The organism is Thalassospira alkalitolerans, from assembly GCF_002115745.1.
GTDB lineage: Bacteria > Pseudomonadota > Alphaproteobacteria > Rhodospirillales > Thalassospiraceae > Thalassospira > Thalassospira alkalitolerans.
This window is the reverse complement of the sequence record NZ_JFKB01000024.1, coordinates 1-21093: the sequence shown is the minus strand read 5'-3', so window position 1 is coordinate 21093 and position 21093 is coordinate 1. Positions and strand designations below refer to the sequence as shown.

18 protein-coding genes are annotated in these 21093 nt (G+C 53.1%); 9 read left to right on the top strand and 9 right to left on the bottom strand.

The window, feature by feature from the left end:
* Positions 1-22 precede the first annotated feature (22 nt).
* On the top strand, positions 23-403 hold the full coding sequence (locus tag TALK_RS20350) for an Mth938-like domain-containing protein (protein ID WP_085621002.1): 381 nt from the start codon (positions 23-25) through the stop codon (positions 401-403).
* Here TALK_RS20350 and TALK_RS20345 read toward each other — a convergent pair.
* On the bottom strand, positions 346-1779 hold the full coding sequence (locus tag TALK_RS20345) for an NAD(P)-binding protein (RefSeq protein WP_139833897.1): 1434 nt from the start codon (positions 1777-1779) through the stop codon (positions 346-348). The genes TALK_RS20350 and TALK_RS20345 overlap by 58 nt on opposite strands.
* Positions 1780-2164: 385 nt before the next feature.
* On the opposite strand from TALK_RS20345, the gene TALK_RS20335 reads away from it, so the two are divergent.
* Positions 2165-3010 (top strand): phytoene/squalene synthase family protein, encoded by an 846-nt coding sequence (locus TALK_RS20335; protein WP_085621000.1) that lies wholly within the window; start codon positions 2165-2167, stop codon positions 3008-3010.
* Between the two features lie 151 nt (positions 3011-3161).
* A complete protein-coding gene (locus TALK_RS20330) occupies positions 3162-3719 on the top strand; it encodes a hypothetical protein (protein WP_085621034.1) in 558 nt (185 codons plus the stop codon).
* 73 nt (positions 3720-3792) lie between these two features.
* Here the strand turns inward: TALK_RS20330 and trmFO are convergent, their stop codons facing one another.
* On the bottom strand, positions 3793-5139 hold the full coding sequence (gene trmFO / locus TALK_RS20325; RefSeq protein ID WP_085620999.1) for a methylenetetrahydrofolate--tRNA-(uracil(54)-C(5))-methyltransferase (FADH(2)-oxidizing) TrmFO: 1347 nt from the start codon (positions 5137-5139) through the stop codon (positions 3793-3795).
* 195 nt (positions 5140-5334) lie between these two features.
* Here trmFO and TALK_RS20320 point away from each other — a divergent pair, with 195 nt between their 5' ends.
* On the top strand, positions 5335-6297 hold the full coding sequence (locus TALK_RS20320; RefSeq protein WP_085620998.1) for a hypothetical protein: 963 nt from the start codon (positions 5335-5337) through the stop codon (positions 6295-6297).
* Positions 6298-6347: 50 nt separating this feature from the next.
* Here the strand turns inward: TALK_RS20320 and uvrA are convergent, their stop codons facing one another.
* From uvrA to TALK_RS20285, 7 genes are all read right to left on the bottom strand, one after another.
* Positions 6348-9176: an excinuclease ABC subunit UvrA gene (gene uvrA / locus TALK_RS20315; RefSeq protein ID WP_085620997.1), complete on the bottom strand. Its 2829-nt coding sequence runs from the start codon at positions 9174-9176 to the stop codon at positions 6348-6350.
* A 193-nt stretch (positions 9177-9369) separates the two neighbouring features.
* Positions 9370-10449 (bottom strand): class II fructose-bisphosphate aldolase, encoded by a 1080-nt coding sequence (gene fbaA, locus TALK_RS20310; protein WP_085620996.1) that lies wholly within the window; start codon positions 10447-10449, stop codon positions 9370-9372.
* Between the two features lie 20 nt (positions 10450-10469).
* Positions 10470-11537: a Gfo/Idh/MocA family protein gene (locus tag TALK_RS20305; RefSeq protein ID WP_085620995.1), complete on the bottom strand. Its 1068-nt coding sequence runs from the start codon at positions 11535-11537 to the stop codon at positions 10470-10472.
* A 43-nt stretch (positions 11538-11580) separates the two neighbouring features.
* Positions 11581-12717 (bottom strand): N-acetylglucosamine-6-phosphate deacetylase, encoded by a 1137-nt coding sequence (gene nagA, locus TALK_RS20300; RefSeq protein ID WP_085620994.1) that lies wholly within the window; start codon positions 12715-12717, stop codon positions 11581-11583.
* Positions 12717-13760, bottom strand: coding sequence for an SIS domain-containing protein (locus TALK_RS20295; protein ID WP_085620993.1), 1044 nt, complete (start codon positions 13758-13760; stop codon positions 12717-12719). The genes nagA and TALK_RS20295 overlap by 1 nt, the downstream gene beginning before the upstream one ends.
* A gap of 46 nt (positions 13761-13806) precedes the next feature.
* Positions 13807-14568 carry a GntR family transcriptional regulator gene (locus TALK_RS20290; RefSeq protein ID WP_085620992.1) on the bottom strand — a complete coding sequence of 254 codons (762 nt, stop codon included), beginning with the start codon at positions 14566-14568 and terminating at the stop codon, positions 13807-13809.
* Positions 14565-15455 (bottom strand): glucosamine kinase nucleotide-binding domain-containing protein, encoded by an 891-nt coding sequence (locus tag TALK_RS20285; RefSeq protein WP_085621033.1) that lies wholly within the window; start codon positions 15453-15455, stop codon positions 14565-14567. Before TALK_RS20285 ends, TALK_RS20290 begins: the two co-directional genes overlap by 4 nt.
* Before the next feature lie 265 nt (positions 15456-15720).
* Here TALK_RS20285 and TALK_RS20280 point away from each other — a divergent pair, with 265 nt between their 5' ends.
* The 5 genes from TALK_RS20280 to TALK_RS20260 all read left to right on the top strand — a co-directional run bounded on the left by TALK_RS20280 (position 15721) and on the right by TALK_RS20260 (position 21068).
* Positions 15721-16608 (top strand): N-acetylmuramic acid 6-phosphate etherase, encoded by an 888-nt coding sequence (locus TALK_RS20280; protein WP_085620991.1) that lies wholly within the window; start codon positions 15721-15723, stop codon positions 16606-16608.
* Between the two features lie 47 nt (positions 16609-16655).
* The gene (locus tag TALK_RS20275; RefSeq protein WP_085620990.1) at positions 16656-17918 is read left to right on the top strand and encodes an ABC transporter substrate-binding protein; all 1263 of its coding nucleotides are present in this window, start codon (positions 16656-16658) and stop codon (positions 17916-17918) included.
* A gap of 205 nt (positions 17919-18123) precedes the next feature.
* Positions 18124-19062, top strand: coding sequence for a carbohydrate ABC transporter permease (locus tag TALK_RS20270; RefSeq protein ID WP_085620989.1), 939 nt, complete (start codon positions 18124-18126; stop codon positions 19060-19062).
* Between the two features lie 12 nt (positions 19063-19074).
* Positions 19075-19923, top strand: coding sequence for a carbohydrate ABC transporter permease (locus TALK_RS20265; protein ID WP_085620988.1), 849 nt, complete (start codon positions 19075-19077; stop codon positions 19921-19923).
* A gap of 26 nt (positions 19924-19949) precedes the next feature.
* On the top strand, positions 19950-21068 hold the full coding sequence (locus tag TALK_RS20260; protein WP_085620987.1) for an ABC transporter ATP-binding protein: 1119 nt from the start codon (positions 19950-19952) through the stop codon (positions 21066-21068).
* Positions 21069-21093 lie beyond the last annotated feature (25 nt).

The window sequence follows — 21093 nt, the reverse complement described above, 5'->3', positions numbered from 1 at the left end:
CGTCACGTCAAAGGGGGCTAATATGTCTTTTGAAGTAAGCCCGCTGGTTGCTGAGGGCCGCAAGATCGTCACCAGTTATGGCGACGGGCTGTTTCGGTTTGGTGAAGAAGTCGTTACCGGATCTGTTCTGCTGTTTCCCAAAAATGTTTATGCATGGCCATATGCCAGTGTTGATCAAATTGACCTTGATGCCTTTGCCCGTGTGGTTGAGGAATCAGAGGAAATCGACATTCTGTTGCTTGGTATGGGAAAAACGATGAAGCCACTTCCGGCCGAGTGGCGCATTGCGTTACGCAAGCATGGCGTCGTCATCGAACCGATGGATACGGGGGCGGCATGCCGTACCTATAACGTTTTGGTATCGGAAGCGCGTCGGGTGGCTGCGGCATTGATCGCGGTCTGATTAAGATCGGTGATGCGCCTCGTATCCCGCTTGGTTTTGAAAAAATCATGCAATTTGGTGCGGACTTCGAGCACGCTTGCGATAACAGCAGCCGGCCCGGGGGGATAATCCGCCGGAAAGGAATCGCCACATAAAAACAGGTTGCGCCATGGCGGGCGCAATCGATGGCGAAGGGCCGCGACACCGGGGCTTAGTTCTGGAAAGGGGGCCTCGCAATCGACATAGCTGAAAACGGGGCAAAGGCTGTTTTTTGTAATCTTGGTGCGGGATGTCAGATCAAGGTTCAGGTGCTGGGCGCATAATTCAACAGTGCGTTGCCAGATGGTTGCGGCAAACTGATCGGCGGTGCTGTCAATCGGCAGGGTCAGGCTGCTATTTATGCTGACCTGAATATGGCGGCGATTGCAGTAAATTGCGCGGACAAGATCGTCACCAGTCAGGACGCAGCAGGGCTCGGCAAAGTTTTTTTTGGCTTCGAAAACGAAGGCCCGGCGATGGGCCGGGGCCGGTGGCATGCCGATATCGGGGACGGCGTCACAAAGTGGCCTTGGATGCAGGGCCAATACAATGGCATCCTGCGGGCGAATTTCAATTTGCGTGTCCCCAAAAAGAAGGTTCGTGGCGTTAAAACCCGTGCTGTCGATGTTGCCAAGCGTCATACCGTCGACGATTTTTCCCCCCGTCGTAACAAAGTGATCCCGAAGGATGGGCAGGGCGATATCATTAAGGATGATCGGATCAATGGCCGCAAATGCATGGTTGGTGATGTGGCGACGCAGATCGCCAATCCCGGGCAACAACGCCCGGCCGAGCAAGGCAGCCGAACAATTATGGGCAGGCATTGAAAATAAAACTTCGGCCAATGTTGCAAGTGCATCCTGATGATAAGTCGCGACCCGACTTTGTTGTGTTTCCGTCAGGTCGGAAATGTTGTTACGTGGTTTGACGCGGCGGTCCTCAGCGGCATAGCGGGAAAACCACAGGTTTACGGCTGTGAAAATACGTGCAAAAGCGGTTGGTCGGCGCTTGATCAAAGCCGGGGCGATGCCACGATCAAGATTGATGATTGCGGGACCGCGTTTGGGATGTTTCAGACCAAGCACAGCATGTGCGGGGCGGACCAGTTTTGCCGGGATTTCCGGCCACTGGGCGAAGAATGCGTGGACGAGACCGTTGGGATCATAAAAAATTTCAGGTTCGGCAACCTTGTGGTCTTCGGGGGCGGTTTTCATCCCGCGCGTCCAACGGCTGGCAAATGGTTCATTGGCATCATAAAGGGTTACGCAAACCCCATCCTGCGCCATTTGGGTCGCCAGTGCAGACCCGGCCAAACCGGCGCCAATGACATGAAGTCTGGGGGCTTCGAATGATGCCATATGCTTGTCCTGTTTTAGTTGTTATACAGGGGCCGCAAGAAACAATTTGCAACGGGAACCGTTAATTTAGTGTTCGAACCAAGGATGGCAATACCAACCCTGACAACAGATTAGACGCGAAGTTATGAATGAAATCACAACTTTACATAAATGCAGCGATGCTGACGTCATGGATCAAATGACGGGGCCGGGCAACAAGGCCGGTGGCGGACATGTAGTTTATGATGTTATTCGTTTGGTTGTTTTTACTGCCGTCCTGTTGTTTCAATCGTTTCTTTGCACATGGCATTGCTGTGTGCTTTTTGCCAAAACATTGTCCGGAAATATGATGATCGTGAATGTCAAAGATAATTGCGCACAAATGCGCAAGACCGGATAACCCGCCATGAATGATACGCCCAAACTTTCCTATTGCGCGGATTATGTCCGTCGCAATGACAAGGACCGGTTCTTGTGTTCGTTGTTTGCGATCCCAACCGCGCGCGAAGCCCTGTTTACGCTTTATGCCTTTAATCAGGAGGTGTCGAAAACCCGTGAAATGGTCAGCGACACAATGTTGGGACATATTCGGTTGCAATGGTGGCGCGATACGCTGACCGAGATTTCGCAGGGCAAAATCCGCAAGCACGAAGTGGTTGAACCGTTATCCGTTCTGATCCAAACCCACCAGATAGACGTTGCTGATCTGGAAACCTTGATTACGGCGCGCGAGTTTGATTTGGCGGATAAAGCACCGGAAAATCAGGCCGATCTGGATCAGTATATTGACCAGACATCAGGCCATCTGGCGGTGATGGCAGCCAAACTTCTGGGGGCCACAGACCCGGACGCCAGGGAAGCCGCCCGCCTTGCCGGAAATGCTTATGGGCTGGTCGGGATTTTACGGGCGATAGTATTCCACGGCCGGACGAAGCGAATTTATCTGCCGCAAGACCGGATGACCCAACATGTTGTTGGACAGGGCGATATTTTTGAATTTCGCAAGACAGACCCGGTCAAGGCATTGACGCGCGAGGTTGCAGAACTGGCAAGGCAACGGATCAGGGATGCTCGTAAACTTCGCAAGAGCCTGCCGAAAAAGGCCATTGCGGCGGCCCTGCCTGTGGTTCTGGCAGATGGGTATTTGCGCAAATTGTCAAAGGCGGATTTTGATCCGTTCAGCGCCGAATTCGGTCTGGCCCGTCCGGCGAGTGTCCGCCTGACCCTGAATGCGATGCTGCGCCGTTATTGAACTATGCGATGACATCTGGCTGGATATTGCAAAATTCTTATCTAAATAGATGGAATGGATAGGACATTTTCATAAGCTCCATGTTAGCGTTTGTCCAAGATGCTTGTTAATGGCGTCGGACCCGATGAAAATCAACATAACGAGGTCGAACATGATGAATTTGCATGCGCCGAAAAAAGCTTTGGGGCTGTTTGGTGTGCTTTTGGTCATGTGGCTTGTGGTTCCGTCGCCCTGTCAGGCTGGCGGCATTTATCCCTTTGTTGGCGACTATCACGGAACATCAATTGCCAATGCCGAAGAAGAACTTAAGGCGCGTGATCTTGATGTTCAGATCAAACAAACCAAACGCGGATTTATCATTGATTGGTCAACCGTTATTCACAAGGCTGACGGTCGGGAAAAGACCGTGTCGCTGAATATCGAGTTTTTTGCGACGGATCGCCCTGAAATTTATGGCAGTGCAATGCGCACCGGCCTGTTTGGTAAACGGGTGCCAAATGATCCCTTGCAGGGGGAACCCTTTGTCTGGGCCCGGATCGTTGACAAGACTTTGACCGTGCATGCGCTTTATATCACCGATAACGGTGGTTATGAAATGCAGGTTTATGAACGCAGCCTGGACGAATACGGCAACTTGGATCTTGTGTTCAAACGGTTCCGCGATGGCGTGCCGATCCGCGATGTGACCGGCAAGCTTATGCGTCAATAATGGTCAATAACGAGCAATAAGTGCCAAAATAAAGGGCCGCATTATCGGATGCAGCCCTTTTTGTTTGGCGCGTTTATGCCGCGTTGATGGTTGACAACCAGTCGTCAAACAGCGGAATGGCGCGGTCGGTATAAAGTTTTTTGCGATCACGTCCCTTGACCCGTTTGGTCAGTTCAAGCTCGGGGAATAGCCCGAAATTAACATTCATCGGCTGGAAGGTGCTTTCATCTGCCCCCCCGGTGATGTGATTTAAAAGGGCGCCCATTGCGGTTGCAATCGGTGGGGCGGGGATGGTTTTTTCCTGTTTTTGGGCGGCGGTAAACCGACCGACCATCAGGCCGACAGCAGCACTTTCGACATAGCCCTCGCACCCGGTGATCTGACCGGCAAAGCGGATATCAGGGCGCGCCTTAAGACGCAGCGTTTCATCTAGCAGACGCGGCGAATTCAGGAATGTATTGCGATGAATGCCGCCAAGGCGGGCGAATTCAGCGTTTTCAAGTCCCGGTATCATTCGGAATACATCGGCCTGTGCGCCGTATTTCAATTTGGTCTGGAAGCCGACAATGTTGTAAAGCGTGCCCAGCGCATTGTCCTGACGCAGTTGTACGATCGCGCGCGGCTTGTGGGTTGGGTCATGCGGGTTGGTCAGGCCAACCGGTTTCATCGGACCATGACGAAGGGTTTCTCGGCCGCGTTCGGCCATGACTTCAATCGGCAGGCATCCATCGAAATAGGGGGTGTCTTTTTCCCATTCCTTGAACTCGGTTTTGTCGCCGTCAATCAGCGCATCAATGAAGGCGTTGTATTGCGCTTCGTTCATCGGGCAGTTGATGTAATCCTTGCCATCGCCCTTGTCATAGCGCGACTGGAACCATGCCTTTTCGAAATTGATGCTTTCCTTATAGACAATCGGGGCAATAGCATCAAAGAAGGCCAAGCTTTCTTCGCCGGTTGCCGTGCGGATGCCTTCGGCAAGCGCAGTTGACGTCAGCGGGCCGGTTGCAATGATCGTGCTTTCCCATTCTTTGGGCGGCAGGCCATCGACTTCGCCGCGTTCCATCGTGATCAGCGGGTGGTTCATCAGCTCGTCCGTGACAGCCTGCGAGAAACCTTCACGATCAACTGCAAGGGCGGCACCGGCCGGGACTTTATGCGCATCAGCACAACGGATGATCAGCGATCCGGCACGACGCATTTCATCATGGATCAGGCCAACGGCGTTATATTCCTTGTCATCAGACCGGAACGAATTGGAACAGACCAGTTCGGCGCATTTATCGGTATGATGGGCATCGGTCGGGCGGGTCGGGCGCATTTCATGCAGGATGACGGGAATGCCTGCCTCGGCCAACTGCCAGGCGGCTTCGCTACCGGCCAGACCGGCACCGATGATATGAACGGGTTTGACCGTGCTCACGGTTGTGAACTCCTTGGCGCAAATGGATATGAAACTCTGGCACAGACATAGCGGTGCAGGCGGTCATATTTCAAGTGAATTGCACCACTTTGACCCATCATATCATCCATTGGGCACGAATTTTTCACAAACAGCCTGCGCCATCGTCTTAATCGCCAGACACAGCCCGTTTGCCCCCATCACAAGGACAGCATAATGAGCTATCCGCATCGACCCTATGGTTATGATCCTGCCCATTGCCCGGTGATGGGGCTTGTCCCGACCCGGCGTTCCAGACATGCCGTGACGGTGGATTGTGTGCCCGATGACGGTCAGCCCAGCACCGCGAATGTAAGTGCCCAGAATGCGGCGGCAACGATTGGGCGGATTGCCTTTCCATTTGGCGATATCGGTGCCAATCAGTTTGGCAGTTCCGATGTTGAAAACATGATCGATTATGTTGTTGCCACCCGGCAAGGCTGGCGGGCGTCACTTGTTATGCGGTCATTTCTGCGCTGGTGGCGCAAGGACGATGGCTTTGATCCGACCGCCCAGATGCACAAAACATCCGATGCGATAGTGATGTTGCTTGCTCTTAATCAGGGGCGGGATGGTTTCGTTCATGGTTATTTGTCCGACCTTTCGGGCGGGCGCACTCAGCTTAACAGCACGCAACAGGCGTTTTTCCGCTCCTTGCGGGTGGCCGCAATCGCACTGGCGTTATCGCCGGTCCTGTTGGTGTTTGCGGTGATGCTGTTTTTGCAGGCCGATCAATTTGTCAGTACGGGGCATGGCAAGCTTTTCGGCTTTAGCTATGACCTGTTGTTCTTTGTCGGTAGTTTTGGCGCGATTGGTGCACTGGTCAGCATGATGATGCGATTGGGCAAGGATGTGGATTGGTCGGAAATGGAACCGGCATCTGTGTTTTTCAATTTCCTGTTCCGGCCATGTCTTGGCTTTTGCTTTGCACTGATTGTACTGCTGGCGCTTCGGGCTGGGATTTTGCCGATCCCGCTTGATCAATTACACAATATTTCCGATATGGATCAGATTGGCACAACTGCGGGTGCCGGACAGCAGATTTCAATTGTGTTGGTGCTGGCGTTCCTGTCAGGCTTTAGCGAGCGATTAAGCACCGCCTTGGTCAAACGGGTCGAAGATCGGGTTGACGCGGGTTAAGCCGCGATGCGGGCAGGGTGCCCGCATCGCATTGTCTGATATTGTTTTGCCTATTTCACACCAAGGTGGCGTTTCAGATATTTGCCGGTATAGCTGGCATCATTGGCCATGATGTCTTCTGGCGTACCACATCCAACAAGCTGACCACCGCCATCACCGCCTTCGGGCCCAATATCGATGATCCAGTCAGCGGTCTTGATGACATCAAGGTTATGTTCGATCACGACGACCGTATTGCCCTGATCGACAATAGTGTGCAGCACTTCCAAAAGTTTTCGAATGTCATGGAAATGAAGGCCAGTAGTCGGTTCATCAAGGATATAAAGCGTGCGTCCTGTGGCCCGTTTTGACAGTTCCTTGGCAAGCTTTACACGCTGCGCCTCGCCGCCTGAAAGGGTTGTCGCCTGTTGGCCCAGATGGATATAGCTAAGCCCGACCTGTTTTAAGGTTTCCATCTTGTCGCGGATTGACGGGACGGCCTTAAAGAAATCAGCACCTTCTTCGACCGTCATATCAAGAATATCGGATATCGATTTGCCTTTAAACGATATTTCCAATGTTTCACGGTTGTATCGTTTGCCCTTGCATTGGTCGCAGGTGACATAGACATCGGGCAAAAAGTGCATTTCGATCTTGATCAGGCCATCGCCCTGACAGGATTCACAGCGTCCGCCTTTGACGTTGAACGAGAAACGACCGGGCTTGTACCCACGGGTCTTTGCCTCGGGCAGTTGGGCGAACCATTCGCGGATCGGGGTGAAGGCCCCGGTATAAGTCACCGGGTTGGAGCGCGGTGTCCGGCCAATCGGGCTTTGGTCGATATCGATGATTTTATCGATATGTTCGATCCCGGTAATTGCATCATGGGCACCGGGCTGATTGCGTGCGTTGTGCATGCGTTTGGCCAGCGCCTTATACAGCGTTTCGATAACAAGGCTGGATTTGCCGCCACCCGACACACCGGTGACGCAAATGAACTTGCCCAGCGGAAAATTAACATCGATACCTTGCAGGTTGTTGGCGCGCGCACCCTTGATTGAAATTGATTTCTTGTTGCCCTTGCGTCGTTCCTTGGGGATTGCAATCTGTTCAACCCCGGTCAGGTATTTACCGGTTAGGCTGTTGGGGTTTTGCTGAATCTGTTCCGGGGTGCCTTCGGCAACGATGTGTCCGCCATGAATGCCAGCCCCCGGTCCCATATCAACAACATAGTCAGCCGCCCGAATGGCGTCTTCGTCATGTTCGACGACAATCACGGTGTTGCCCAAATCGCGCAGACGTTTCAGGGTCTCAAGCAAGCGATCGTTATCGCGCTGATGCAGGCCGATAGACGGTTCATCCAGCACATATAAAACACCCGTCAGGCCGGACCCGATTTGGGATGCCAGACGGATACGCTGGCTTTCACCGCCCGAAAGTGTGCCCGATGTGCGCGACATCGACAAATAATCCAGCCCGACATCACGCAGGAAGCGCAGGCGATCATTGATTTCACGCAAGATGCGCCGGGCAATTTCGGTTTCTTTGGGGTTCAGCTTGGCTTCAAGGGTTTCGAACCAGTCAGCGGCCTTGCCAATCGACAAGGCGGTAATATCCGAGATCGTTGATTTATCGATCTTTACAGCCAGTGCTTCGGGTTTCAGGCGTTGACCATGACAGGTCGGGCAACTTGAAATCGTCTGGTATTTTGACAATTCGTCACGTGCCCACTGGCTGTCGGTTTCGCGCCAGCGACGTGCCATATTGGGAATAACACCTTCGAACGGACGGGAAACCTTATAGCTTCGCGATCCATCGTCATAGGTTACGGTAACGTCTTCGTCGCCCGAGCCATGCAGGATGATATCCTGAGCGGTCTTTGGAAGCTTTTCCCATGCGACATTGGTCTTGAAGCCGAAATGCTTGGCAATCGCACGCAGTGTTTGCTGGTAATATTTCGAGGTCGAACTGGCCCAGGGGGCAACGGCACCATCATCAAGGGTTTTGCTGCGATCAGGAACGACCAGTTCGGAATCAAATTCCATTTGGGTGCCAAGACCATCACAGGCCGGGCAGGCACCAAACGGATTGTTGAACGAAAACAGGCGCGGTTCGATTTCTTCGATTGTGAAACCAGATACCGGGCAGGCGAACTTGGCCGAGAATACGGTTGTTTCACCGGTTTTGGCATCTTCGGTCAGAACAATGCCATCGGTGAGTTCAAGGGCCGTTTCAAAACTGTCGGCCAGACGGGTCGCAATGCCGTCCTTGACGATCAGGCGATCCACGACGACCGAGATATCGTGTTTCAGTTTCTTGTTCAGGTCCGGGGCATCGTCGATGTCATACATTTCGCCGTCGATCTTGACGCGCTGAAAACCGCGCGTGCGCAGATCGCGCAGTTCTTTTTTGTATTCGCCTTTGCGGCCACGCACGAACGGCGCCAAAAGGTACAACCGCGTGCCTTCGGGCATTTCCATGACGCGGTCAACCATCTGCGAGACGGACTGACTGACAATTGGAAGACCGGTCGCCGGGGAATAGGGGATGCCAACGCGCGCCCAAAGAAGGCGCATATAGTCATAAATCTCGGTGACGGTACCAACGGTCGAACGCGGGTTACGTGATGTGGTTTTTTGCTCAATCGAAATGGCAGGAGACAAGCCACCGATATATTCAACATCGGGTTTTTGCATCAGTTCAAGGAACTGGCGCGCATAGGCCGACAGGCTTTCGACATAGCGGCGCTGGCCTTCGGCATAGATCGTGTCAAACGCCAGCGAGCTTTTGCCTGATCCAGACAGGCCGGTAATCACCACCAGTGAATCGCGGGGCAATTCAACATCAATGTTTTGCAGATTGTGCTCTTTCGCACCGCGAACCGAAATTTTCGTCAGCATGACCGGCCTTTTGTTCCTGTAATGTTCGGGGAAATGTATAGAGGAGCCATTCCATATACGCAAGCGCACCCCTGACAGTTCCTGTCAGTATTTGTCAGGAGTAGTTTGTTTTTGCAGATGCGCAAGTTATGCCACGAAAAAACCCGCCGGAAAGATCCGGCGGGTTGATAGGTTTTTTTGGTCGCGGGCTTTATCAGCCTTTGGTGACCGAACGACCGGTGGCACCAAGATCTTTGAAGGCTTCTTCGAGGCGTGCAGCCATCGAAAGTTCGGCTTCGCGGACCCAGACGCGCGGGTCATAGAATTTTTTATAAGGCTGGCCGGTTTCCGGATCGACTTGATATTTGAAGGCACGTGAATGTGCTTCAACATAGCCGCCGACCGGGTGCGAATAGGCGAATTGGGTATCGGTATCGATATTCATCTTGAAAACGCCATACCCGACGGCTTCTTCGATTTTTTCTTTTTCCGAACCCGAACCGCCATGGAAGACGAAGTCCAGCGGACGGTCGCCAAGGCCATGTTTTTCGGAAACGTATTTCTGGGATTCCAAAAGGATTTCCGGACGCAATTTGACGTTGCCCGGCTTATAGACGCCGTGAACATTGCCAAATGCCGCCGCGACCGAGAAGTGACCCAGCGGCGCAAGGCGACGATAGGCTTCTTCGACTTCTTCGGGACGGGTATAAAGGCGCGGATCAATCTCGTCACTGCTGGTGTCGAGTTCATGACCAATGCCGTCTTCTTCACCGCCGGTGACGCCCAGTTCGATTTCCAGGCTCATTTCGATGGCGGACATACGCTTAAGGAAGGTTTCACTGGTCGACAGATTGTCTTCCAGTGCTTCTTCGGACAGGTCAAGCATATGCGAGCTGTAAAGCGCCTTGCCGGTTTCGGCATAGGCCTTTTCGCTCCATTTCAGCATTTCATCGACCCATGGCACGAACTTGCGGTTCGCGTGGTCGGTATGCATGACGACGGCAACACCATAATACTCAGCCATAAGCTGGGCATGACGTGCGGCCGAAACGGCGCCCACAACGCGGGCAGCCGCAGCATCCTTGATGCCCTTGCCGGCAAAGAACTGTGCACCACCATTCGAAAGCTGAATGATGATGTCAGAACCGGCATTTGCAGCGGCCTCAAGGGCGGCATTCATCGTGCTGGACGATGTGATATTGACGGCGGGAAGGGCGTAACCGTCCTGTTTGCAGGCAGCGACAAGGTCACGATAGGCAGAACCGGTAACAACACCGGGTTTAACGGAAGGCATGTGGGTACTCCTCCTGGGGGTCAGAGTATTATTGTTTCCCCCGTGCGTACCGATTGATCCGCAGCGAGGGCGATCCGTAAGGAGCCCAATGCATCTTCCATATGCTGCGTAAGGTCAAGGTTTTCTGTTATAGACTTTAGGAAAAATTGCTGTTCACGCAGACACAGGCCGTCATGATCGGGCTCGTCATCTGTGCGGATGATTTCGTCCAAATGTGTGAATTTTCCGGCAGAATTTGTGGCAGCATGATGAAGCTTTAAGGCATTGGTCTTGGTGTGGGTGTCGATATCAGCCGAACCGGCACCTTTTTCTTCGACGTCGGTGATTGAAACGCAACCTTTGGGGCCGATCACGTCCTTCACAAAGAAGGCTGTTTCGCTGATCATCGGACCCCAGCCTGCCTCGTACCAGCCAACCGAACCATCATCAAAGCGAACCTGAAGTTGGCCATAGTTATACATTTGTGGGGCGACTTCATCCGACAGGCGCACGCCAATTGCACTGACCGAAACCGGTTTTGCCCCGGTCATCAGGCACATCATATCAAGGTAATGCACACCGCAATCGACAATCGGTGAAACGCTGTTCAGCAGGCGTTTGTGGGTTTCCCAAAACGCGCCACTGCTTTGCTGGTTGAGGTTCATGCGCATGACCAGCGGTTTGCCCAGTGTTTTGGCAACTTCGACAAATTTTGCCCATGACGGGTGATGGCGCAGGATATAGCCGATTACCAGTTTGCGATCATGCTTCTTTGCCGCCGTAACAACGCGTTCTGCATCAACCGCCGTCGCGGCAAGTGGTTTTTCGATAAAGACATGCGCCCCGGATTCAAACGCCGCAATGGCAAAATCCGCATGGGTTTCGGTATAGGTGTTGATCGATACCGCATCGGGGTTGGTTTTTGCCAATGCTGTGTCGAAATCGGTGAATTGCGGATAGGCATCAAAACCGTCCGGCAATTTGTCAGCAGGGATTTCAGAGCGCGCACATAACCCGACGATCTCGTATCCGTCCAGGGCGTGATAGGCTTTGGCGTGCGACAATCCCATATTGCCAAGACCAACGACAAGGATACGGATCGGTTTCATGCAGTGCCTCCTGAAATATATTTAGTGTTTTGTTATTGCAATACTATTCCGTGCCTTTGATCCAGCTTCGCGTGACGGTGTAGTGGTCGTCAAACAGGATCATATCAGCCTGATATCCCGGTGCGATCCGCCCCATAACATCGGCAAGCTTAAGGAATTCGGCCGGGTAAAGTGATGCCATGCGCAAAGCTTCGCCAAGGTCAATTCCGACCATTTCAACGCAGTTTTTGACCGCCGAAATCATATCAAGATCGGACCCGGCGAGTGTGCCATCGGCCAATGCGCATCGGCCATCAGTCGCAGTGATTTCTTCGCCGCCCAGAACAAACCGTTTGTTTGCAGCGCCCACTGTCGGCATGGCGTCAGTGACAAGCATGATCTTGCCGGTAGCCTTGGCATGAATGGCAATTTTAAGCACGGCCGGGTGAACATGATACCCGTCGGCAATCAGGCCACACCATGTGCTGTCATCGGCCATGGCGGCCCCGGCAACACCGGGTTCACGATGCGACATCGGGCTCATGGCGTTAAACAGATGGGTAAAGCCCCGCAAACCTTCGCTGATGGCGGCCTGTATGTCGTTATATGTGCCAGCAGTATGTCCGGCACATACCAAAACACCACGTTCAGCAAGTTTGGCGATTGTGCCTGTTGCGGCTTTTTCCGGGGCCATGGTCACAAGAATGCGGCCATTGGGCAACCGGGTTAGCAGTTCAATCGCGTCGTCTTCCATCGGACGGATGATATTGGGATCATGAACACCCTTGCGTTCGGCATTCAGATACGGCCCTTCAAGATGAATGCCGACAATGCCCGGGACTTCCTGATGGATCGCATCGGTTACGGCGGTGATGGCCAGATCCATCTTTTCGCGGTGATCCGTGATCAGGGTCGGCAGCATTGCCGTGGTGCCGAATTTACGATGGGCCGCCATGATGGCACGTACGCCATCAACATTGGGTTCGTCATTTAACAGCACACCACCGCCGCCATTGACCTGTACATCAATCAGGCCGGGGGCAAGGATCTGATTTTGGGCGTCAATTCCCGCTATATCCGACGGAATATTGCGGGAATTGATAATTGCATCGACCTTGCCATTCCGAATGATAACAGCTTTGCCGGTATGAAATTCGCTGCCGTCGAAAACACGTGCATTTGTAATGGCAAAATTGGTCATTAGTGAGTCTCCGTCACTTTGGAAAGATGCGGCGGTGCATCCGGATTGCATCCGCGTGCCAGTGCGACATGTTCGGCCAGTGTATAGAAAGTCTGGATCATGGCGATAGGGGCCAAAAGCGGATGGATGTCTTCGACCACCGGCAGATGGCCTTTGATATCGGCAAAGCCGGTTTCAGCCGCAAACAGATTGTCGGTCTTGGCCCGCATTTCCTTCAGGAAATCCTCGACACTGTCACGTGACGCATCTTGTTGAGAGAAAACCAGCATCGGGAAGTCCTTGGTCACCAGTGCCATCGGGCCGTGTTTAACCTCGGCTGCGCTGAAAGCTTCGGCGTGCAGGCTGCTGGTTTCCTTGAATTTAAGGGCGGCTTCCTGCGCGATGGCAAAGGCCGGACCTCGACCGATGACATAAAGGCCGTTTGATTTGGCAATGGCATCGGCCGCATCAAGCCAATCCATGGCAAGCGCTTTTTCAAGCGATGCGGGCAGGGTGGCAAGGGCGGTGTTAAATGCCAAATCCCCGGTCCAGCCGCCGACAATCTGGGCGATGGCCGATAGGGTGGCAATATAGGATTTGGTGGCGGCAACACTGGTTTCCGGGCCTGCCATTAGCGGAATGACGTGATCAACGGTTTTGGCAAGTGGTGAGTCGATAACATTGACCAAGGCAACCGTGCGCGCCCCGGCATTACGGGCGGCCTCGGCGTTTTTGACAAGATCGGGGCTTTTTCCCGATTGGGAGACTGCAATGAAAAGCGCGTCTTTGCTGGCGATGGAGCGATTATAGATCGACACAATCGACGGTGCGGCTGAAACTACCGGAATGCCAAGCTGGCTTTCGATCAGGTATTTTGCATAAAGCGTTGCATGGTCGGAACTGCCCCGGCCACAGGTCACGACAAATTTCGGCGGATTGGCACGCAGATCGGCAATCAAGACCTCAATTGTCGCCTTGTTATGGGCAAGCTGTTTGCCAACAACAACCGGGGCTTCTGCCAATTCGCGGCCCATCTGGGTTTTTGGGGTCCAGCGTGTGCTCATATCGAAATATTTCCTTGTGTATCTGGACCGTGCAACGCGATCTGTGTCAGCGCGCATCGACCTGCATTTCAGCGATAAAGTCGTAACTGTCGCCACGGTAATAAGAACGGGTGAATTCGACCGGGGTGCCGTCCGCCAGGAACGAGCGTCGTTCGATATAAAGCGCTGCACTGCCATCGGGAACGCCAAGGATTTTGGCAGTTTCACCGTCAAACAGTTCGGCACGAAGACGTTGAAGGGCGCGTTCCGGTTTCTTGCCGTATTTTGCCAGTGCATCATAAAGCGATTTTTCGACGTCGTCCGGGCTTGGCAAAAAGGCGCGCGGTACCACCGCATATTCAAGCGCCATCGGTTTGTCATTGGCCGTCCGCAAACGCCGCAACCGGGTAACTTCGGTACCGGGTGACAGGTTGAGCGCCATGGCTTCTTCGGGCGAGGCATGACCAAGGGTTTTTTCAATCCAGATGGCCCCCGGGTTCATGCCACGTGTGATCATATCCTCGGTAAAGGATGTTAAGCGCGACAGAGCCTGTTCAACGCGCGGTGCGACAAAGGTGCCCGCACCGTGGCGCTGGACCAGAACGCCTTCTTCGACCAGGGCGCGCATGGCATTACGCACAGTCACGCGTGAAATGCCCAGTTCGTTGGCCAGATCGCGTTCGCTTGGCAGGGCGTCGTCAATTTTCAGGATGCCGTCATCAATGACTGCCTTAAGCGCGGTTTGCAGACGACGATAAAGCGGGCCGTGACCGATGTTTTCGATGTCGCGGGCACGCAGGCTGGCGATGACGTCGGCTGTACTGATCATGCGGACACCTTGTGATGATTTTGTGCCAGCAGAATGGCCCCATGCAGGGCGTCATTTTGGGCGGGCACCAATGCGACGCGGATATCGTCTGGCATGCGTTTGGTCATTTGATCGGAAAGCCCGCCCATTAATGACAGCTGTTCTGCGCCGAAATCCCGAAGCTTGCGCAGGATGTTACGATTGGCCGTAACCGCCAGATCAATGATATTGGCGGCAATGGTGTCGCCGTTAAGATCGGCATCGAATACCATCGGGCAGAAGGTGCCATAGTCAGCGGGGCGTGCTTTTTCAGCAAAGGCGACGATCTTTTCGGGGGTGTCGTTGAAATGTTTCATGATGGCGCGCGTCAGATCAGATGATGGCACCAGAGTTTCATGGGCGAGCAGGGCGGTTTCAATGGCGCATCGCCCGATGTGGGCGCCGCTGCCGATATCGGAAATTTCAAAACCCCAGCCAGCTAATGCCAATTCGCGGCCTTTGACAATTGCCTGACCACAAGTTCCCGTGCCAACAATGAGGATGGCACCATCTGCGCCATTATGTGCGCCAAGACATGCAGTATAGGCGTCGGTCGCAAAACAGGCGCTGGCAAAGGGATGTTTATAAGCTTTGGCAAGTTTGCGCTCGCGTTCCAGCGACAGTCCCGCCAGTCCCAATCCGGCATGCAAATCGGCAAGGCGGGGTTTTGCAAGACCGGCTTCGTCAAGTGCCATGGTTGCGGTCGCAATGATTTCGCCAAAGACATGGTCTATGCCAAGGCGGGTATTGGCGCCCCCGCGTGTTGCTTCACCCAAAACAATGCCAGCATCATTGACAATACGTGCGCGGCAACGTGTGCCGCCACCATCAATGCCAAGATAAAGCTTTTCTTTGTGTAAGGTTTGCATGTCGCCCATCCCTAATTGCTGGGATCATAGCAGAGTGGTATCTTAAAAATCAATACCAATATAAATCCACTGACTATAATTATGGTTCCATTTTTGTCTTATGTGTTTGGGGTGTGTTCTGTAGTCATTAAGTCAAATTTTCTATTAATCTATTGATTTAAATTAATTTATTAAGTGTAGATGAGTGATTCTTGTGAAATATTCAGGAAGTGGCTTGTGTCGATGGTATCATAATGGTATTTAATTAAGAGAGGGGGATTGGAAAATGGCATCACGCACTGAAGATTTCGATATGCGCTTTGCCGGGTTGGATCAATGGTCCGACGCCGATTTCCTGATGGCCTTGTGGGAAGGTCAGATGCGCGCGGTCGCATCGCTGGGTCCGGTCCTGACGGATTTGGCGACAGCCGCAAATGGGATAGCACGTCGCCTGGGGGGCGGCGGGCGTCTCGTTTATGTCGGGGCGGGGACGTCTGGTACGGTGGCCTGGCAGGATGCCAAGGAGCTTGGCGGGACGTTTGGCTGGCCCGAAGATATGACGATTGTCATGTTGGCTGGCGGGGTGCAAAGCGCGCCGGGTGTGTTTAATTCCGCCGAAGATGACGCGCAAGCCGCCGAGAACGAAATTACCCAGCATAATATTGGCGAAGGCGATGCCATCATTGCCGTCGCAGCCAGTGGTTCGACGCCTTATACGTTGCGCGCTGTTGAACGTGCACGTGACTGCGGGGCCTTTACCGTTGGTATTTGCAATAATCCCGATGGCAGGCTTTTGACGGCGGCCGAGTGCGGTATTTTCCTTGATAGCGCCCCCGAGGTCATCGCCGGTTCGACTCGCATGGGGGCCGGGACGGCGCAGAAGGCGGCGATCAATATTCTTTCATCACTTGTCATGAACAAGCTTGGGCGCCTTTTTGACAACCTGATGGTGGGTATGCGCGCCGAGAACATCAAGTTGCGTGACCGTGCGATCCGTATCACCGGGCATATTGCCTGCTGTGATCCGGTTACCGCCGAAAACGCGCTTGAACATGCACAATTTGATATCCGCATCGCGGTTTTGATTGCCAAAGGGCATGAAAGCGCGAGAGCCAAAGAGATTCTTGCGATGTTTAACGGAAATCTCCGGACAGCGCTTGAGTATAAGGACTGACATCTGCAGGGATGCCGGTTCGCCGACATTGATCAGAGGAGGCATAAATGTCGAATAAAGTGTTTGCAAAAGGCTTGGCAGCGGCCCTGGCGGCAAGTGTCGCCCTGGTTCCGTTGATGGCATCTGCTGGTGAGCTCGTGATTGAGAGCTGGCGCAACGACGATATTGATATCTGGAACGACAAAATCATTCCGGCATTCAACAAGGTTCATCCTGATATTCAGGTAAGTTTCAAGCCGAGTGCGCCGACCGAATATAACGCCACGGTCAATGCCAAGCTGGCCGGTGGAACCGCAGGTGATTTGATCACTTGTCGCCCGTTTGACGCGTCGCTTGAACTTTACAAACAGGGCAATCTTGCGGCTCTTGATGACCTTAAGGGCATGGATAATTTCTCGTCGGTTGCGAAATCTGCCTGGCAGACCGATGATGGTTCCGTGACTTTCTGTTTGCCGATGGCCTCCGTTATCCACGGGTTCATCTATAACAAGGAAGCCTTTGAGGAAGCGGGCGTCGAAGTACCGACAACCCGCGAAGAATTTTATGCCGTCCTTGATAAGATCAAGGAAGAAGGCAGTTATGCTCCGATGGCAATGGGTACGGCCGATCAGTGGGAGGCCGCAACCATGGGCTTCCAGAATATTGGCCCGAACTATTGGAAGGGTGAAGAAGGCCGCAAAGCCCTGATTGATGGCAGTGCGAAATTCACCGACAAACCGTATGTCGATACCTTTGCTGAACTGGCAAGTTGGTCGAACTATCTGCCAGATGGTTATGAAGCCATTTCATATCCGGATGCACAGAACCTGTTCTCGCTTGGCCGTGCTGCTATTTATCCGGCAGGGTCGTGGGATATTTCACTGTTTAACAGTCAGGCCGATTTCAAATTCGGTGCTTTCCCGCCGCCAGCTGCCGCTGGTTCGGATACCTGCTATATCAGTGATCACACCGATATTGCGCTTGGTCTGAATGCCAAATCGCCAAATGCAGCCGAAGCCAAGGTTTTCTTAGAATGGATGACCGGTTCCGAGTTCGCATCGCTTTATTCGAACGCGCTTCCGGGGTTCTTCTCGTTGTCGAACCACAAGGTCGAGATCAGCGATCCGGTTGCCAACGAATTCGTCAGCTGGCGCCAGAAATGCGAGTCTACCATTCGTAACTCGTATCAGATCCTGTCACGTGGCACGCCGAACCTTGAAAACGAACTGTGGAACCTTTCCGCACAGGTTATCAACGGCACGCTCAGCCCGGAAGAAGCAGGTAAATCTGCCGAAGCCGGTCTTGCCAAGTGGTATGCCCCGCATCAGTAAGGCCTGATTTCAGATGGCAGGCGATTTTTGCGCCTGCCATTCTTTTATCTGCCTATCTGCCGGCATGGTTCCGGATGGTTGTTTCTGATTTTCATGCAATGTGTTGACTGACAAATCAGGCTATGGCTGCCATCATCAATCGGGACGAATATTGACCGGAGACCCCGGTCTCCGTTGGCTTAATTTCGGAAAGACAGGATAAGGTATGGCGCATTCCGGGCCCATGACCGATTGGCGCAAGGCAAAACTGCCTGTGTTTGCCTTTTTGGCACCCGCGACGATCATCTACTCGTTGTTCATGATCTATCCGCTGATCGATTCCATTCGGCTTAGCTTCTATGCCGCGCCAAGTGGCGAGGAACTGGCTTTTGTCGGTTTTGATAACTATCGGACCATTTTGGGCGATCCCGACTGGTCGGCGACGTTCTGGAACAGTTTCTGGAACAATATGAAATTCTTTGCGGTGCATATGCTGGTGCAGAACCCGATCGGGATCGCGCTTGCGGGGATACTAAGCCTGCCGCAATTAAAGTTTCGCAACAGTTACCGCACCTTGATGATCATGCCGACCATGCTTTCGGTGGTGATTGTCGGCTTTATCTGGCAGTTGATCCTTAGCCCGGTTTGGGGCGTTGGTACCGATATCCTTGATATTTTTGGATTAAAATCATTGTTCGGACCGTGGCTTGGCAAGGAAGGATCGGCCTTGATCACGCTTTCCTTTATCTCGGTCTGGCAGTGGGTTGGTATCCCCTTAATGCTGATTTATGCTGCCCTATTGGCGATACCTGACGATTTGGTTGATGCCGCAATCGTTGACGGTGCGACCCATTTCGAAGTGTTCTGGCATATCAAGTTACCCTTAGTTCTGCCGACAGTTGCCATGGTGTCGATCCTGACATTTGTGGGCAATTTCAATGCATTCGATTTGATATATGCGGTAAAAGGTGCGCTGGCCGGGCCGAATTTCTCGACCGATATCATGGGCACATTGTTCTATCGGACTTTCTTTGGCTATCAGTTGCAGCTTGGCAATCCAAGCCTTGGCGCGACTGTCGCGTCATTGATGTTTCTGATCATTCTTGCCGGGGTTCTTTTCTATCTGTTCGCCGTGCAGCGCCGTTTGGCGCGCTACCAGTTGTAAGGGAACGGCAAGATGATGACGAAAAATATCCGCAGGGAAGATATGTCACGGGCAGTGATCGTGCATGCAATCCTGATGACCTATACGCTGGTGGCGCTGTATCCGATCTTCCTTGTGATCATCAACGCATTCAAAACCCGCAAGGGCATTTTCCGCGATCCGATGGGCCTGCCCAATGCCGAGACCTTTAGCCTTGAGGGTTTCACCAAAGTTTTGGCGAAATCAAATTTCGAGGTGTTTTTTTTCAACAGCTTCAGCGTCACGATCATAACGATTGCCGTTGTCTTGCTGTTGGGTGCGATGGCCGCATGGGCCTTGTCGGAATACAAGTTCCCCGGTAGCACCTGGTTGGCCCTTTATCTGGCGATTGGTATTATGGTGCCGATCCGCTTGGGGTCGGTGTCGATCCTGAACCTGATTGTTGATTTGGGCCTGATCAACACATTGACAGCACTTGTGTTGGTCTATGTGGCGCAAGGATTGCCGCTGGCAATCTTTATCCTGACGGAATTCATGCATCAGATTCCCAAAGACCTGAAAGAAGCCGCCCGTTGCGACGGAGTAGGTGAATTCAAGATTTTCTTTGCGATCATTTTGCCGCTGATCCGGCCTGCCGTGGCAACCGTTGCCGTTTTTACCATGATCCCGATCTGGAACGATCTTTGGTTCCCGCTGATTCTGGCGCCCGGCGATGGCAAGCAGACGATCACGCTGGGTATTCAGCAGTTCATTGGTCAATACGTGACCGACTGGAACGCTGTTCTGGCGTCGCTGAGCCTTGCGATCATTCCGATCATGATCCTTTATCTGATTTTCTCCCGACAGCTCATTCGCGGCCTGACATCTGGCGCGGTGAAATGATTGTTGGTGTGACAGGAGCATTTTAAATGGCTGATTTGAAACTGGACCAGATTCGCAAAAGCTATGGCGCTGTTGATGTGCTGCATGGCATTGATCTGGATGTTGAGGATGGCGAGTTCGTTGTCTTCGTTGGTCCGTCGGGCTGTGGTAAATCGACCTTGCTGCGCATCATTGCCGGTTTGGAAGATATCACCGGTGGCGATTTGATGATTGACGGGGATGTGGTCAACGCCAAAAGCCCGCGTGATCGCGGGATTGCCATGGTGTTTCAGTCCTATGCGCTTTATCCGCATATGACGGTCTATAAGAACATGGCATTCGGCTTGAAACTGGCCAATCACGACAAAGGGGCGATTGATCAGCGCGTGCGAGAAGCCGCCCGTATCCTGCAACTTGATCAATTGCTGGATCGCCGTCCGTCGGAACTGTCTGGCGGGCAGCGCCAGCGTGTTGCCATCGGGCGGGCAATTGTGCGCCAGCCAAAGGTCTTTCTGTTTGATGAACCACTTTCCAATCTGGATGCGGCCCTGCGTGTTCAGACGCGTCTTGAAATTGCGAAGCTGCATCAGAAACTAAAATCGACGATCGTTTATGTCACCCACGATCAGGTCGAGGCCATGACACTGGCCGACAAGATCGTTGTTCTGAATGCTGGTAATGTCGAGCAGGTCGGGTCACCGATGCAGCTTTATCATCATCCGCAAACCCGTTTTGTCGCGGGGTTCATCGGGTCACCAGCGATGAATTTCACCACGGTGCGGATTGATGCGGTTGAGCCGGGCAAGGTGACCGTCACCGTTCCGGGGGGAGCCAAAGCCATTCTGCCATTCGATGTTCCGGCTGGTGATATCGGCAAGGATGTCGAGATGGGCATTCGCCCCGAACATCTATCGCTGGGCGAGACGGGAGCCGTTTCGGTGACGGGCGAGGTTGATGTGGTCGAGAAACTTGGCGACTCTACGTATCTGTATTTGAAACTTCCGAATGAGGACCGTTTTACAGTGCGCGGGCCGGGGCACAGCCGGGTAAAACTTGGTGAAACGATTAGTGCGGCGGCGCAAGCCGGTGCCGCGCATTTGTTTGACATCAATGGCAAGGCATATGCCAAACTTGAATGCCCAGCAGAATTTAGCGCTGATGACTAGGTGTTGTTTACATTCATTGACAACA

Excerpts from the sequence above, each read along its gene's own strand:
- TALK_RS20350 (WP_085621002.1), top strand. The coding sequence starts at position 23 with ATGTCTTTTGAAGTAAGCCCGCTGGTTGCTGAGGGCCGCAAGATCGTC.
- TALK_RS20345 (WP_139833897.1), bottom strand. The coding sequence starts at position 1,779 with ATGGCATCATTCGAAGCCCCCAGACTTCATGTCATTGGCGCCGGTTTG.
- TALK_RS20335 (WP_085621000.1), top strand. The coding sequence starts at position 2,165 with ATGAATGATACGCCCAAACTTTCCTATTGCGCGGATTATGTCCGTCGC.
- TALK_RS20330 (WP_085621034.1), top strand. The coding sequence starts at position 3,162 with ATGATGAATTTGCATGCGCCGAAAAAAGCTTTGGGGCTGTTTGGTGTG.
- TALK_RS20320 (WP_085620998.1), top strand. The coding sequence starts at position 5,335 with ATGAGCTATCCGCATCGACCCTATGGTTATGATCCTGCCCATTGCCCG.
- uvrA (WP_085620997.1), bottom strand. The coding sequence starts at position 9,176 with ATGCTGACGAAAATTTCGGTTCGCGGTGCGAAAGAGCACAATCTGCAA.
- fbaA (WP_085620996.1), bottom strand. The coding sequence starts at position 10,449 with ATGCCTTCCGTTAAACCCGGTGTTGTTACCGGTTCTGCCTATCGTGAC.
- TALK_RS20305 (WP_085620995.1), bottom strand. The coding sequence starts at position 11,537 with ATGAAACCGATCCGTATCCTTGTCGTTGGTCTTGGCAATATGGGATTG.
- nagA (WP_085620994.1), bottom strand. The coding sequence starts at position 12,717 with ATGACCAATTTTGCCATTACAAATGCACGTGTTTTCGACGGCAGCGAA.
- TALK_RS20295 (WP_085620993.1), bottom strand. The coding sequence starts at position 13,760 with ATGAGCACACGCTGGACCCCAAAAACCCAGATGGGCCGCGAATTGGCA.
- TALK_RS20290 (WP_085620992.1), bottom strand. The coding sequence starts at position 14,568 with ATGATCAGTACAGCCGACGTCATCGCCAGCCTGCGTGCCCGCGACATC.
- TALK_RS20285 (WP_085621033.1), bottom strand. The coding sequence starts at position 15,455 with ATGCAAACCTTACACAAAGAAAAGCTTTATCTTGGCATTGATGGTGGC.
- TALK_RS20280 (WP_085620991.1), top strand. The coding sequence starts at position 15,721 with ATGGCATCACGCACTGAAGATTTCGATATGCGCTTTGCCGGGTTGGAT.
- TALK_RS20275 (WP_085620990.1), top strand. The coding sequence starts at position 16,656 with ATGTCGAATAAAGTGTTTGCAAAAGGCTTGGCAGCGGCCCTGGCGGCA.
- TALK_RS20270 (WP_085620989.1), top strand. The coding sequence starts at position 18,124 with ATGGCGCATTCCGGGCCCATGACCGATTGGCGCAAGGCAAAACTGCCT.
- TALK_RS20265 (WP_085620988.1), top strand. The coding sequence starts at position 19,075 with ATGATGACGAAAAATATCCGCAGGGAAGATATGTCACGGGCAGTGATC.
- TALK_RS20260 (WP_085620987.1), top strand. The coding sequence starts at position 19,950 with ATGGCTGATTTGAAACTGGACCAGATTCGCAAAAGCTATGGCGCTGTT.